Origin of the sequence: Caballeronia cordobensis, assembly GCF_001544575.2 — a bacterium.
Taxonomy (GTDB): Bacteria; Pseudomonadota; Gammaproteobacteria; order Burkholderiales; family Burkholderiaceae; genus Caballeronia; species Caballeronia cordobensis.
Genome location: NZ_FCNY02000010.1, coordinates 358874 through 372747 on the forward strand (window position 1 = coordinate 358874; position 13874 = coordinate 372747).

At 61.4% G+C, this 13874-nt stretch carries 7 protein-coding genes; 4 read left to right on the forward strand and 3 right to left on the reverse strand.

What is annotated here, in order from left to right:
- Positions 1 to 145: 145 nt before the first annotated feature.
- Complete coding sequence (locus tag AWB70_RS21625; protein ID WP_053572571.1) at positions 146 to 8512, reverse strand: SpvB/TcaC N-terminal domain-containing protein; 8367 nt, start codon at positions 8510 to 8512, stop codon at positions 146 to 148.
- Positions 8513 to 9539: 1027 nt separating this feature from the next.
- Positions 9540 to 10187 carry a TetR/AcrR family transcriptional regulator gene (locus AWB70_RS21630; RefSeq protein WP_060854190.1) on the reverse strand — a complete coding sequence of 216 codons (648 nt, stop codon included), beginning with the start codon at positions 10185 to 10187 and terminating at the stop codon, positions 9540 to 9542.
- 164 nt (positions 10188 to 10351) lie between these two features.
- Between AWB70_RS21630 and AWB70_RS38390 the strand changes: the two genes are divergently transcribed.
- The 4 genes from AWB70_RS38390 to AWB70_RS21645 all read left to right on the forward strand — a co-directional run bounded on the left by AWB70_RS38390 (position 10352) and on the right by AWB70_RS21645 (position 13251).
- Positions 10352 to 10810, forward strand: a complete 459-nt coding sequence (locus AWB70_RS38390) for a hypothetical protein (protein WP_143281679.1) — start codon at positions 10352 to 10354, stop codon at positions 10808 to 10810.
- A 141-nt stretch (positions 10811 to 10951) separates the two neighbouring features.
- Positions 10952 to 11290, forward strand: a complete 339-nt coding sequence (locus AWB70_RS21635) for a hypothetical protein (RefSeq protein WP_053572572.1) — start codon at positions 10952 to 10954, stop codon at positions 11288 to 11290.
- An 8-nt stretch (positions 11291 to 11298) separates the two neighbouring features.
- The gene (locus AWB70_RS21640) at positions 11299 to 11691 is read left to right on the forward strand and encodes a hypothetical protein (protein WP_235024314.1); all 393 of its coding nucleotides are present in this window, start codon (positions 11299 to 11301) and stop codon (positions 11689 to 11691) included.
- Positions 11692 to 11772: 81 nt separating this feature from the next.
- Positions 11773 to 13251, forward strand: coding sequence for a 3'-5' exonuclease (locus AWB70_RS21645; RefSeq protein ID WP_060854191.1), 1479 nt, complete (start codon positions 11773 to 11775; stop codon positions 13249 to 13251).
- A gap of 4 nt (positions 13252 to 13255) precedes the next feature.
- On the opposite strand, the gene flhC is transcribed toward AWB70_RS21645, so the two are convergent.
- Complete coding sequence (flhC, locus tag AWB70_RS21650; RefSeq protein ID WP_060854192.1) at positions 13256 to 13840, reverse strand: flagellar transcriptional regulator FlhC; 585 nt, start codon at positions 13838 to 13840, stop codon at positions 13256 to 13258.
- Between the last annotated feature and the right edge of the window lie 34 nt (positions 13841 to 13874).

Here is a 13874-nt window from a genome sequence, read left to right on the forward strand (position 1 = left end):
CGCATCGTTCGTCATTCCTGTCGTTCATCGCGTCAAACCTCGTTCAAACCGATGTAGGATGGGGGAGCCTACGGTCCCCAACGTTCCCGCCACTCCCAGTGCCTCGTGTGTGGTGAGGTTCCTTCGTCACCCCAACTACGCTTGCTCAACGTTGAAACGCCTGCTGCAGGGGCTGTGGATTGCCTGAGCGTGTTAGGGCGAAAATGCCAAAACCAACGGCTAACAGCGCCGCCGCAGGAACAAGGACCTGTTCAGCGGTGTAGCGCGTCCGTCCTTTCGCCTCCCGCTTCTTCTGCTCCTGCTTTTCTTCTTCCTCTCGGTCTACTTCTTCCTCTTCAGCCTGCTCTTGTTCGGGTGTTGCTACCCGAACCTTCGGTGTCTTGCTGCCGGCCTCAGCATCGGTTGCAACCCGATATCTCACGTCAACCCGGTACTTGGGCGGATCACCACGATTGCCGCCGCTCCCTATAACAGAGAGCACGAAGATCAGGATCAACACCTCCTGGGGAGTGATCGATGGCGAGTCGCTCTTTCCGAGGGCGTTGATGTCCGCCTCAATCCTGGCTGCCGTGTCGCCCTGCAGGAGAATCTCGGCGGTGTTTTGCTTCTTTCCGGCCTCGAATACCTGCCCCATCTGATAGACGGCGGCTGCGGCGATCTTGTCGTCGGTAATCGCCTTCAAATCCGAGACATCACTTTGTCCCGCAGCCATGCGGGCGTGTATCGCTGCATCGCGGGCCTTGATCGTTCTATCGATTGCTGCCTCCACGCTCGTCTGGCGTAAGAGCATGGGACTGATGGAGTCGCGAGCTTTCGCGTCTTTCAATGCGTCGCGCAGTGCCATGTCCATACCTGTCTTTATCAGCGCCATGTCTCGCGGTATGGTCAAGGTTGAACTGACGCGATAGTCGCGCTTGTCGTAGGCAGAGGTGCGTGACTCCTCGTCGTAGGTCTGAAGCCAGAGGTTAATTCGGGCGAGGATGTGCTCGTGTTCCGACGTCCGCTTCCCACTCGCGTCTCTCAGCGCAATCCCTTGGCGGTCGTAATTCTTGATGTCTCCATATTTGCTAGGAGCCTTGGGGCCTACGTTCTGGGTGCCCGTAGGGTCCATGAACCGGACAGGGTTGGCGTGATAGGCCATATAAAGGTTGAGGCCATCCTTGGCAAACAATGGGTCACAGCTTGTCCACCTTCCCAGCCAAGACCCGTAATACCTCGCCCCGTGGTAATACAACCCACTCTCCTCATCCCGCTCCTTGCCTGTATACCTATATCGTTTAGCTACCTCTGTCTGGCTGCGCACCGCCTGATACGTCGAACTACCGTAGGGCGCGTATTCCTCGTAGGAAATGATCTGCGCCTGCTCATCCAACTCCAGGCTGCTTGATCCGAGGTGATTTCCGAACTGGTAGCGGATCAGTCGCCGCGGGACGTCCTGCTCATCGCCGAGCGTGCGCATTTCCGCCAGCGCGATGCGCTGCTTGTCGTCCATCAGGTGCAACGTCTCACGCTCCAGTTTCAGGGCACGCGCATGCGCGGCGCCCTGGTAGGAGCGAAACAATTCGAACCCGCCAAGGTAGATGCGTTCGTCCTTGATGCCGCCGTTGTTGGCCAGTTCCGTCACCTTGCGCACGCGTAGCCCCGACGCGTCATAGACGCACCAGGTGCGCTCACCGTGCCGCGCGACGCCGTCCGCGTCCTCCTCGTTGACCTTCTGCCTCTGCGTCATCTGCAATTGGTCCCGATAGTCCCACTGCATCGTGTGCAGCTGCGGCATCCCCAGCATGTTGCCGTGGGCGTCATGGCGGTAGGGTTCCGGCGGGGCGTTGCCGACGGTGGTGCTGCTCAGCCGGTTGCTCTGTTTGCCCGGCTCGATCAGGCTGGCTTCGCCGTAGGTGTAGACGCGAGTCCAGTCCGGCACGGCAGCGTTGTCTCGCGCGTGCTGCATCTGGAGGAAGTTGCCGACCGCGTCATAGACATAGCGTTCGGTGTAGCGGCCCATCGCATTGCGGTCATTGGGCGCGAAGCGGCCGGGTGGATTGGAGCTGAGGATGCCCACGCGCCCGGCATCGTTGTACGAATGCAGCATCGGCGCGCCGGCCTGGCCGAGGTGCTCGCGGCCCTCGGCCTGGATCAGGCGATAGAGCGCGTCGTAGACGTAGTCGTTGCTCGGCTCAACGATCTGGTTCGCGAAGTAGATGGTCTGCTGCGCGTCATCCCTGATGTGGGTGATGTTGCCGACGGGGTCGTAGGTGTAGTGCAGGTTCTGCAGGCCGCAACGCTTGCCGGCAACCGGCGTCTGGGGCGCGGCGATGGTGGCCGGCGGAGGCGGGTTGGGGTTGTCGCAGTCGTCGGTGAAGGCCACGCCTTGCGCCGTCGCGGGGTCCACGCCGCGGCGGGTGTACAGGTGCGTCAGGCGGAAAGTCTCGCGGTCGTAGGCATAGGTGGTGCGGATGACCGTTGCGTCCCGGGTCTTGTAGTCGATGAGGGTCCGCTGGCCTTTGGCGTTGTAGTCGATGTTGACGACGCCGATCAGCGATGGGGCCTCGTTGGCGGGATTCAGCACCGCGGCGGGTTCGGTTGCACGCTCCAGCCACACGTGCACCCGCTCTAGCAGATTGGCCTCGTTGAACACCGGCTGGATGACATTGAACTTGCCGCGCCCCAGGCTACTGCGCGGCGCGACGGACTGGATGGGGCGGTTGAGCGCGTCGTAGCGAGTGCGCCCTTCGAAGGTCTCGGTGTCGAGCTTCGGCCGGGGATCCCGCGACCAGTCCGGGATGGCAGCGTAGTCGCTGACCAGTTGCCGCGTGCTGCCTAGCTGGTTGCCTTTGAAGTCGTAGGCTTCTAGCGGATTGCCGGTGTCATCCAGTCGCGCCTTGGTGACAATGCCGGCGGAATCGCAGTGGCGGTGGATGCGGGTGCGCCGGTTGAGCCGCTGCGCTTCGGCTTCCTGGGCCGGCGTGGCGCCCGGTGGCGGTTCGCCGTATTCGATCCTGTCCACCAGCAGGCCGGCCGAATTGGGCGGGTTCAGCGTGCGCGGATCGGAATTCGGCTTCAGCGGATCAGGGTCGCTGAACGTGCCGCGTACGTATTGCTCGATCGGGCGGCGCAGAGCGTCGTAAGTGGTGGTGAAGTTGTGGCCGCGGCTGTCCCAGGCACGGATCGGCTTGCCGGCCACGTCGCTGAGCATCCAGCGCGCTCCAGCTTCCATGCTCTCCTGGTGGATGCGGTTGCCGAGCATGTCGTAGGCGTACTGAATGACGATACGCTGCTCCTGCGCGCCCAACGGCAGGTTGGCGGCGTCGGGCAGCTTGCGTTCATCAAATACCCTGCGCTGATTGCCTTCGATGTCCAGCTCGACGCGGGTGCGGAAGTCTTCGTCTGGTTTGTTGTGGAGCAAATGGCCATCGCATACCACCCGGTTGCGCACCACGGTCAGGAAGGGACGGCCCAAGGCGTCGAAATGGGCGGTGGTGGGCGTCCCGGTGTGGCAGGCGGCGCGCTCGGCCGCCTTCGTTTCGTTCTGGCGATCTTCGGCGACCGGATAGCGGTCTGCAAAGGCTGCGGCATAGGCAGGCAGGGTTCTCAGTTCATGCCAGGTGGGCAGGTAGTCGGCATCCGGTAAGCGGCCAAAGTGACCGGCGACAACAGCATCGCGCGGCGGATCGTCGGCACGCACTGGCAAGAGCACTGTGTCGTTTACGTCGAAGGTCGTTTGCTGCCAAGGATCAAAGTCCACCTTCTCCCAGGTGTGGTTGGGATGCAGCGTGGCGACGACCCGCTCGGCCGGGTCGTAGAACAGCACTGGGCTGACGCCAACCTGCACGCCGAACTCGAAGCGGTGATCGCTGTAGAAGCTACCGTCCGGCCGTTGCCGCTTGCTGAAGAACGGCTCGTACTGGCGGACCGGCTTGCCCTTGTTATTGAAGATGGTCCAGCCGCTGCCAACCCAGCGCGGGTTGACAGTGGGTGAAGCGGGGTCGTTGACATCGAGCGGGCCGGGTTCGGCCTGGATCTTCTTCTGGATTTCGCGTCCGAAGCCGTCGGAGAAACTGAAGCCGATCTGGAGCTTGCTCTTGGCCTCCCAATCCAGATCGCTGACGTGGGTTTCGCGTGCGATAGTCGCGGCGAACGGGGGCTCGCCTAGTCGCATGTAGCGGGTCAGGTCATAGACGATGCGCGTCGTCGCGTTGGCGAGCAGGTCGTGCGCGGCTTGGGTTGCTACGCTGGCATTCGGGTCAGGCGCCGCTTCACACGGCTTGTCAATGAAGGTATCGAACAGAGCCTGCGGCGGCTCGGGTGAGAACTGGTTGTCCAGCCGGTCGCCCTGCCGCGGGTTGTCTGTGGGCTTCCCCATCACGGCGGTGCCGACCACCATGCCCAGCGCGTCGAAGGCCACTTCGGTTTGGTTGCGATTCGGATCGCTGACCAGGCTCGGCTGCAGCACGCGGTAGTTGTTGGCCTCTACCGTGACGCGATTGCCCAGCGCGTCGCGGGTTTCGACCATCAGCAGGTCATGGGCGTCGAAGTCGACCACGGCGGTCTGGCCGAAGGGGTCGCGGTAGCGGCGCGGCAGGTAGCCGTGAGCGCGTGCCTCTGACAGTTCAACAGGGGCTGCCACATCGTTCGGGTGATAGAACGACCGGCCCGAAGGGGTCCACCAGTGGCCGTCTCCGTCCAGATCGACGTAACCGCCCCGGTCTCTGTCAGTACCGCCAAGGACGGCGCCAGGGTCAGGCAGCAACGGTTGGCCGTTGCGTTGGAAGACCTTGGCCACCAGCCCCGGCGTGAAAGCCAGCTTGTAGCTCTCCCCTGGCAGAGCCAGCGCTTGCAATTTCTCAGCCGGGAGCAACGCAAGCGGATCATTCTGGGCAACGCCACAGTCATCGGGACGATAGAGCATGCGCACGCGCTCGATCAGGCGGCGAAAGTACTTCGTGTTTTCCGCATCATTGTCAGCGGCCGCCTGCCGAGCTGTATTGAACTCGACATCCTCATATTCGACGTCATGGCCACCGTCACCCGCCTGATCAATGTAACCCAGCACGGGGTTAAAGCCATACAGTGCCAGCACGGCACCGCTTTGCTCCTGCTTCGGTTTGCGCAGCTCGTAGATGCGCGTCTCCGCTGGAAGCGGGGTCCGATAGTCGTCGTTCTTGTCCGTAATCGCGTTGGTGAAGCTGTTTTCGGTGCTCGTGATGTGGATGAGCCGTTGCTTCAAATGATCCGCTGGCGTAAAGGCCGGGTCGGTTGCCGGAGTCAATCGCCCATAGCCGATAGCCGCCTGCTTCAACACATTGCCGTATGCATCTACTTCCAGCGTCAGCGCGTGCTGGATTCGGGGATCCTTCGGATCGCGCTCGTAGTGGTAGGTGATGGCCTCGCGCGCGAAGGTGAAGAAGATGGCATGTCGATTCTGGCCACGCCCCTGCAAGGGCGAGACCGTGAAGTTCTGCTCCGCGACGGTGTAGGGATGTCCATATGGGTAATCGGCGTTCACGCCCAAGCCGTCCAGTGCATAGACCTCCTGGCGCAGCATCATACCCTTGAGGGACCGTGTAGCTTCACGCTCCTCTTCCGCGCTCAGACCCGGTGGAAGAATCGTGTCCGGCAGCAGGCGCTTTTTCGCCTCGTCGTCGTTGTCAAGCCAGGCTGGCTCGCGGTAATACTCGCCCCGGTCCGAGTGATTCAGTAATCCGGCGTAGTAGTTGGAGACGCGGTCCCGACGTCTGCAAATTCCGGTGTGGAACCATGTTCTGGTCAGCATCGGCGGCACGTGCGAGGCACCGTCGATGTTGGCCGCCGGCGTCTCCCCGTCTGCAAGGGCTGCGAACTGCTCCGTGTCCCACTGCTCCACCATGCCGAAGCCGCGGAACTCGCGCTCCTCGCCGTCGAAGTAACCATGGTGGTAGGCGTAGCGGCTGACGAAATGGTTACGGCTGATGTGGTCCCAGGTTTCAACACGCTCGACGACGTGCACCGGGAAGGGTAGGCGTGTGATCCAAGGCTTGCCGTCGCGTTTGTCCTGCAGGTAGAACTTAGTTGAGGGGGCATATTTAACGCGGGTTTCGGCGCCGAGGTTGTTGATGGTCTTGACTAGCAGGTGCGGCTTGTTGTCGCCCATCAGGTTGACGTAGCGCATTGGCCGCCGTGAATCACCGGGCAAGGGCGATGACCAGACCAGGCAGGCGGTGCCATTGCCAAGGAGGTCGGTAGGCACGATGCTCACGAGGTCATCGATGCGCGGGAACACCTTCAGCGTCTGCGGCTGACTCCAGCCGTTGCCTGACTGGTTGAAATACAGGCGTACGCCCTCGCAGTGCAGGTAGATGATGTCGGTGGTGCCGCTACCGTCGATGTCCGCGAGGCGGATACGCTTGTGATCGAACTGGTCGCTATGGTCGAATCTGGCAGTATGGCCGTTCTCGTCTTCGAAGGTCATTGTGACCTTGGCGCCGAAGCGGCAGTAACCGAGATTGGGCCAGTAGCAGATCTCGCTGTTGCGGATGCGCACCAGATCGGTCAGACCGTCGCCGCTCATGTCGGCCAGGTAAATCGATTGCGTGCCATCGGCGAAAACGATGCGCGGGCCCTTTTCCTCGTCGAGGTCCTGCGCGACACGGCGCGCCGCGCCGAAGCCCTCTTCGGCGAGCGAGGCGTGCCAGATCAAGGCGTCGTCTTCAGTGACAAGCACGTCGGCATGGCCGTCACCGTCCAGATCCACGAACTTGAGGTTGGGGTCGCCGAGGTTGCGATTCAGGCGCGACGTAAAGGGGCGGAAAGACTGCCAGCCTTCTGCTTCGTCGTGTTCGTACAGGCCGGGTATGGGACCTTCCATCACGACCACATCGGGCTGACCATCGCCGGCAAGGTCCATGAACTCGGTGCTGGCACTCAGGGCCGCGTTGGGCTTGAAGGCGACGGTTTCGAGTGGGGCGAAGCAGGCTTTGACGGCCTCGCTGCCGTCGGTCTGCGTCTGCGGAATTGGGCTCCAGTTGCGCTTGTAGTACCAGGTGCCGGCCTGCTCGGTGAGGATGCCGGGGATGCCTTCGCCGTGCAGATCGGTCCAGCGGTAGGCACTACCGTCCAGCCCCACGGGCAGGTTCTCGAGGCTCGCTGGGTCAACCTCTTCGACAACCTCCTGCACGTTGGGCTCAGTGTATGTGAATTCCACCGGCGGCAGGCTGCGGCGTGTGGTAGAGCCCCCTTCTTGCGCCCACCCAGTTTGCACCACCTGCTTCAGGAAGCTGTAGATGGGCCGGGTAGCGGCGGTGGGGGCGATCTCGTCGTCGTAGGTAAGTTCGGTACTGCGCGCCACGCCCCGGTAGCCGGGTTGCGCCATCCGGCCCGGACCCGCTGGCTGATCGGGGATGTGGTGAAGCATCAGCACCCGCTCACAGCGGCGGCAGGTGCGCACTTCGAAACCCGAGCGGTAGCTGGAGAAGGCATCGGGACGGTAGAGCCAGGACTCCTCCGGCTGGCCCGTCGGGTCACGTTCGTCCAGTTCTCCGTAATCGAAGCGCACCTCGAACAGCCAGTCGGCGTCGGTGTCCGACGGCGGATCAGGCACGTCGCTCAGATAGCGGGGGCGCCGGCCTTGGGCATCGAGCAAGGGCTTGACGTTTCCGTACAGCACCCGCTGCAGGTAGCGTTGCGCCGTGCGGCGGGAATCGGAGGCAAGGCCCCGGTTGCGCTGGTGGACCTGATTGAACGGATCGGCTTGACCTGGCCGCGGTTGGTAGGCGCCGTCCTCCCTCTTGTAAAGATAACGAATGCCGTTGCCCTTGTCATCGCGCGATTCGCAGATCAGCCAGGAAAAGATGCGGCTTGCATCGAGCGGGTCGGCAATACGCGAATTCTCGTCATAGCCATAGAGCGTGAGGATATTGCCCCTGGAGATCGAGCGCCAATGGACATCGGTTTGCGAGCCGATTTTGGACCAGCGCTCGATGCGTGCGAAGAGCCCTTCGATACGCGGCCTGTAGCGCCGCACGCGGTACCCGTCGAATTCGTCTTCGTGGACGACCAGGCGGCCAGATGCGTCAAGCACCCACCCGTCTGTTTCTCGATGGAAGCCCAGATCGGCGCGTTGCGCGGCGATCCACGCGCCGTCCGGATCTTGGCGAAAGACCGGCACCAGGTCCTCCGCGCCGGACACGACGAATACGTCCGACTCGGCAGCGTCTTGATACTTCGGTAGACCCTTGTCGGTCTTGCGTGAGATCGAAGGCAGCGAAAGACTCCAGCCAAATCCGAATGGACCATTGCCGGCGCCTGAGTCGTAAGACAGCGATAGCTGCGGCCCAAACCCCGAACGCCCGGGGCTGGTTGCGATGGGCACTGACATTGAGCCCGTGCCCGTGACGGGATTTGCAGCGAACTTTTCGCCGATGCCGCGGATGGCCCCGCCACCCTTGGGCAACTGAATCGTCCGCGGGGAGGCTTCAGATCTGGAGGGTGACGCCTGGTCCTGGTCATCAGACGTGCGCTGTGCGTCTTCGGTGCTCATCGGGCACCCCCTCTGATCAATGCGGCGCGCGAGCTACGCCGTGCCATTGCTACCAATTGGACTGGAGGTAGTCTGCAGCTCATGGGCTGGCGCGGTTATCCCGGCGAGCCTACCAAAGGCCCCCGACCGCCTGCGGATCACGTAATCGGTGCGACTTCCATATAGTCCTTCAGGTTTGTTTGCTACTGACTACATTATTTAGTGCATCGACTTCCTTTGGGCAAGCAACATTTCTCTGCGCTTCAAACCGGTGCGGAATCTTCCTGGATATCGTGTCGACGATGAGCGTCACTGTTTCGGTTCCCGATACAGAAGCGACCTGATCGCCACTTCGACGACATTCTTCGCAGGTGCTTTGAAAAGTACGGTAGAACATTTATCGCCTTGTTTGAAGGTCAGCGAATTCGTCTCGAGACGCCGGAAACGATCGTGTTCTACCCGCACTGATAACTAAACGAGCAATCCTGCAGAATTGAACCATGCGAGCGCGAGGCGCAGTCCAGGAACAAGATACGATGGAAGAGAATTCACAGACATCCTCCGAAAGTACAGGCGCTGGTTGACTGCATCTGCAAACTGGCGTGGCGCGACGAGAGTCGCCTGTGCCCACTTGAAACGGCCTTACAAGCGATGAGCCTGAGCGTCAGCAATGGCCGAAGCGCTTCCGCTGTCCACCTTGGCAAGTTTCGCTGTAAGTAAGCCATTGAATTGCGTTGGTTGGGAGCGCTCCGATGGCAACAATCGGTTCGATTGTGAACCTTGGTAGCGGCGTGGTTTCCTGTTGTCGCTCGCCCGTTCCGAGAAATCTGCACTCCGAATGACTGGAGCGCAGTGGAAGACCTGCTCGATAAACATCGAGTGCAGTTCGGCTATATGGAAAGATCTCCAAAAGGCCGATGAGGCGCCAGCGAGGACTGCGAGCGACTGACCGCTACCCGTCATCAAGAGTCGTCCGGGCTACCCGGTCTCGAACGGCCGTAGTGGGTCGACAACAGCCGTGCCGGTTCAACACCTCGGATTCTTGGGACTAGGTTGTAGAACGCAGATAGGCGTCCAGTATCCCCAAATTCAATTCGCAAATTTTTGCCCGATCAGACTGACGCGCATAGTCGCGGCCCGTGAACGCGCTGAGAGTGAAGCGATTGGAAGTGATGTAGTAGCCCATCCCAACCACCGTGACGTAGAAATCGAGCGGATCAATGCCGCTGCGAAACTGTCCCGCATCGGCTCCGCGGACAAGAATCGACCGGACGACTTCAACCACTGGCGATATCGTCTCGCTGAACTCCTGCGACGTCTTGAGGTACCGGCCCTGATGCAGATTCTCGTTGTTGATTAGGCCGATCCACTCGGGGTTATCCCATAGGTGCGCCCAGATGGACGTGGCGAGCGTTGCCATCGCCTCACGAGGCTCCAGCCCGGCCAGATCGAGCTCGCTTTCCTTCTTTGCGTAGTCGGCGTACATGGCCTCCAACACGGCGACGTAGAGCCGTTCTTTGCTGCCGAAGTAGTAGTAGAGCATTCGCTCATTTGAGCCAGCGACTTCCGCAATCGCGTCAACCCGCGCGCCGGCGAGTCCCAACTTAGCGAATTGGCTTTTTGCCGCTTCGAGAATGCGGCGACGAGTCCCCTCAGGATCACGCTTGACTACTGACTTAGGCGGTTTGCTGTCCATTTTTCTCGGTTGACGTTCGCAGAGGCATGTCCGTAACCGACATCATTATGAACCCCCATGGCGCCACGATTGGTTTTCGCTCGCTTGCCTTGACTTCACCGGTCGTTTCGTAGGCTCGGAGGTAGGTCGAGACGATAGTGTCTCGGCAGGCTAAGGGAGCGAACATGGCGTATCTAGGCCAATTCAGAGACATCGTCTACGCAAATGAGAAGCGAGAGCCTCGCGTTGCGACTTATCGCTTACTGCTACTTGAAGAACCGCCCACCGCGGCTGTAGTCATCCACCTGCATCGTGAGCACCGCGCAGGAAGTGTTCGGCTGACGCGTGAGCGAGAACTCGACATCGTCGTCGGACGCATTGTCGGCCAGCACCTTCGCGGTATTCGTGTGGACCGCACGCGCATTGTGGTCGAAACAGCGCGGAGATTCACCGAGTATTCGCTCGACTTCAACGCGGCGGACCTGCCGACCAGTCGACCATCTGGCGAACCGTGGAAACCACCCGTTGTCGACGTTGAGTCGCGCGATATCGTCGGCGGCAGTCTGCCCATTTACGTGGACCTAGCAAGTGCCCGCCCCGTTGATGCCTGGCTGCTGAAGGTTCTAAAGCGACGGTCGAGATGAGGACTTTTTCGGCAAACCCTTAAGAATTTGGCCGGTTCCGCCGCTATGACGTCGTCTACCACCGAAAAACAGTTTTAGGGACAAGGATCTGCTGTGCCGCCGAGATTTATAGAAGCAGGAAACGAGATAAGCCTCGCGCTTTTGGACATCGAATTTGACGTATTCGAGAAGTACAAGACGGACGAAGGCCGCATCCAGGCACGTCGCGACGTCCATGAGCGGGTGCGGCAGAAATACGGATTGGCGAGTACTCGGGAGGCAGTTCGCTGTCGCGAGATCAGCGCATTGGTCGCGAATCGGCCCTTGATGATGCATCTCTTCGACTACGACGAACTGAAAGCGATAGTCATGCTCAGGGCGAAGCCGACGCTCGTTGACCAGTTCATTGCGGCAAAGCGAAAGATGGCGTCATTCGGCTTACCCGATATCCTCGGATTGGCTCTACGTGCGAAAGAGCGCCACGATTGGGGCTGGGATTAGGAGCATCGATGCAACGATACGCGGTCGGAGAATGGGAATCGCTGTGGAGTAGCGCGCCCTACATGAAGCACCGGTTCGTGCTCGATCTGGAGTCGCACACCGTGATCGCCGGCGAAGACCGCGTTCGCGGCGCATGGTGGTCGATGCGCCTAGAGCAGGTCGCCTACATGCAGCAGATCGTCGACGAGACCTTCGACTCAATATGGGATGAGCCGGAAGAGTTCGGCTTCGTTCGTCGGGCCGAGATTCCGTCATGGGCGGCGAAAGCGTGGCCGTGGCCCCCGTTGCCTGAGGTTCAGGACGTGGAGAAGATGCTGGACAGCCCGGACCTGCCCGTGGAGCGCGACGAGCTCGGTCACATCATCTTTCCACCTCGCTTCACCGCCGACTCGCGCAAGTAACAGCCGCGCGCGCGGCGGCCGCAACGGCACCCGTCGGTCGAACTTGCGGCACACTGCTTCTTTTCGTTGGAAGAGCGATCGGTGGCCAAGGCGTACAAACCCACGGCGGAACAGGAAGCCGTTGTCGAAGCCGCAAAAGGCGGCGGCGATCTGAAGGTCAAAGCGTATGCGGGAGCAGGTAAAACTTCGACGCTTCGGCTCGTTGCGCAGCAGCTCACTGGCCAGCGCGGGAGCTATTTGGCGTTCAACAAAGAGATCGCAGACTCGGCGCGCCGAGGCTTTCCCGCCAACGTATCAGCGCGCACCGTCCATTCGCTCGCCTACGCTAGCACCCCCGCGTCGTTGACCGCGCGCATTAATCTGCCGTCCGAGCCGCCGCACGAACTCGCTGCCCGTTACGGCTTCGGCCCAATCGAAGTGCCGACCATCACAGGAAAGAATGCGGAGGTCGCGCCGTTCGAAATTGGCCGCATGATCGCCGACGGTCTCGGCCGCTTTTGTCGATCCGCCGACGATACGCCACAGCCCTTCCACATACCGGTCGATGAAAAGATCCGCGACGACGCGGCCGACTGGCTGCGCGAGCAGCTCGCGCCCAGCGTCCGGCGGCTATGGGCGGAAAGCATCAACCCGCGCGGCGTGAAGGCGATACAGCCGGACGTCTACTTAAAGGTGTGGGCGCGATCGAATCCGCGTATCAACGCCGACTTCATTTTGTTCGACGAGGCGCAGGACAGCGACGGCATCATGCTGTCCGTTCTCGCACGGCAACGGCACGCGCAGACGATCTACGTCGGCGACCCATATCAGCAAATTTATGAGTGGCGCGGCGCTGTCAACGCGATGGCGCAGATCGACGCCCCGGAGCGGCCGCTGACAGAATCGTTCCGCTTCGGGCCGACTTTTGCCGGACTCGCGAGTTGCGTGCTCGCCTTGCTTGGGGAATCCACTCCTATCCGAGGCCAGCCGACCATCGGCTCGATCATGGTCGAGGATCCGTCCGTGCAGCCGCCCGTCGACGCGGTGCTTTGCCGCAAGAACGCGACGGCCATCTGGCAGTTTGCGGCCGGCATTGAGATGGGGCATCGTCCGGCGCTTCGCATGAACCCGAGCGAGATCATTGCGTTTGCGGACGGCGCCGACCAGTTGCTCAACGGAAGGCGGGCGTTCCGGCCTACCGCTCTATCGTTGTTCGAAAACTGGCGAGAAGCGCGGGCCTTCGCGCGCAGCGCTGTCGGCCGCGATTTGCTGCCTGTCGTTGAGATCGTCGACGATCGGGGCACCGATTACTTGCGCGCGCTCGCTCAACGTCATAGGCCCGAAGGCCAAGCTGACTACGTCATCTCGACTATTCATCGGGCAAAGGGTCTGGAATGGAAGCGCGTGCGGATCGTCAACGACTTCCGCTTCAAGATGGTTGACGGTCGGCTGACGTTGGACGAGGACGAGATGCGGCTGCTGTATGTCGCGCTCACGCGCGCGCAGCATGTGCTCGACATCTCGGATGTGCGCGACGAACTGCTGCGGCTCTTCAACGTGCCGAAGACCGCCCGGGGATAGGCGCTCAGGCGGCCTGCGCTTGCAACGCGGCGTCGCGCTCGAGCGCGGCTTTCGCGGCCGCCTTCGTCTTGCCGGCTCGAGACGGCGGGTGGCAAATGCCGCAGACCATCGTGTGCGACGGCTCATGGGCGTGCGCGACGAACTTGCCGCGGCAACGCGTGCAGCCCGCGAGACGCAGGATGCCGGCGTCCTTGAAACGGATGAAGGTCCACGCGCGCGTCAGGTCCATCTGCAACGCCTCGCCGATCATGTCGAAGTGCTCTGCATAGAGCGAGTACGCGCGAGTCAGTAGATCCACGCGGTCCAAGCCCTTGCTGTTCGCTTCGAGAAAGGCGTAGACGTTCGCGAACATCGACGTATGGATGTTCGGCGCCCACGTCAGATACCAGTCCTCCGAGAACGGCAGCATGCCCTTGGGCGGCGATGCACCCTTCACTTCGCGATACAGGCGAATGAGACGTTCACGCGAAATCGTCGGGATTTCCGATTCCAGCACTTGCATGCGCGCGCCGAGCTTGATCAGCGCGATGGCACGCATGACCTGAGCAGCGCCCTCAGCGAGGCTCTTCGAAGGGGTGGTCGTGGTCATCTTCAGGCCGCCAGAAGGACGTCGTTAGCGACGG

Bases quoted from the DNA above. Each gene is read 5' to 3' on its own strand.
- AWB70_RS38390 (WP_143281679.1), top strand. From the start codon at position 10,352: ATGGCGTATCTAGGCCAATTCAGAGACATCGTCTACGCAAATGAGAAG.
- AWB70_RS21640 (WP_235024314.1), top strand. From the start codon at position 11,299: ATGCAACGATACGCGGTCGGAGAATGGGAATCGCTGTGGAGTAGCGCG.
- AWB70_RS21625 (WP_053572571.1), bottom strand. From the start codon at position 8,512: ATGAGCACCGAAGACGCACAGCGCACGTCTGATGACCAGGACCAGGCG.
- AWB70_RS21630 (WP_060854190.1), bottom strand. From the start codon at position 10,187: ATGGACAGCAAACCGCCTAAGTCAGTAGTCAAGCGTGATCCTGAGGGG.
- flhC (WP_060854192.1), bottom strand. From the start codon at position 13,840: ATGACCACGACCACCCCTTCGAAGAGCCTCGCTGAGGGCGCTGCTCAG.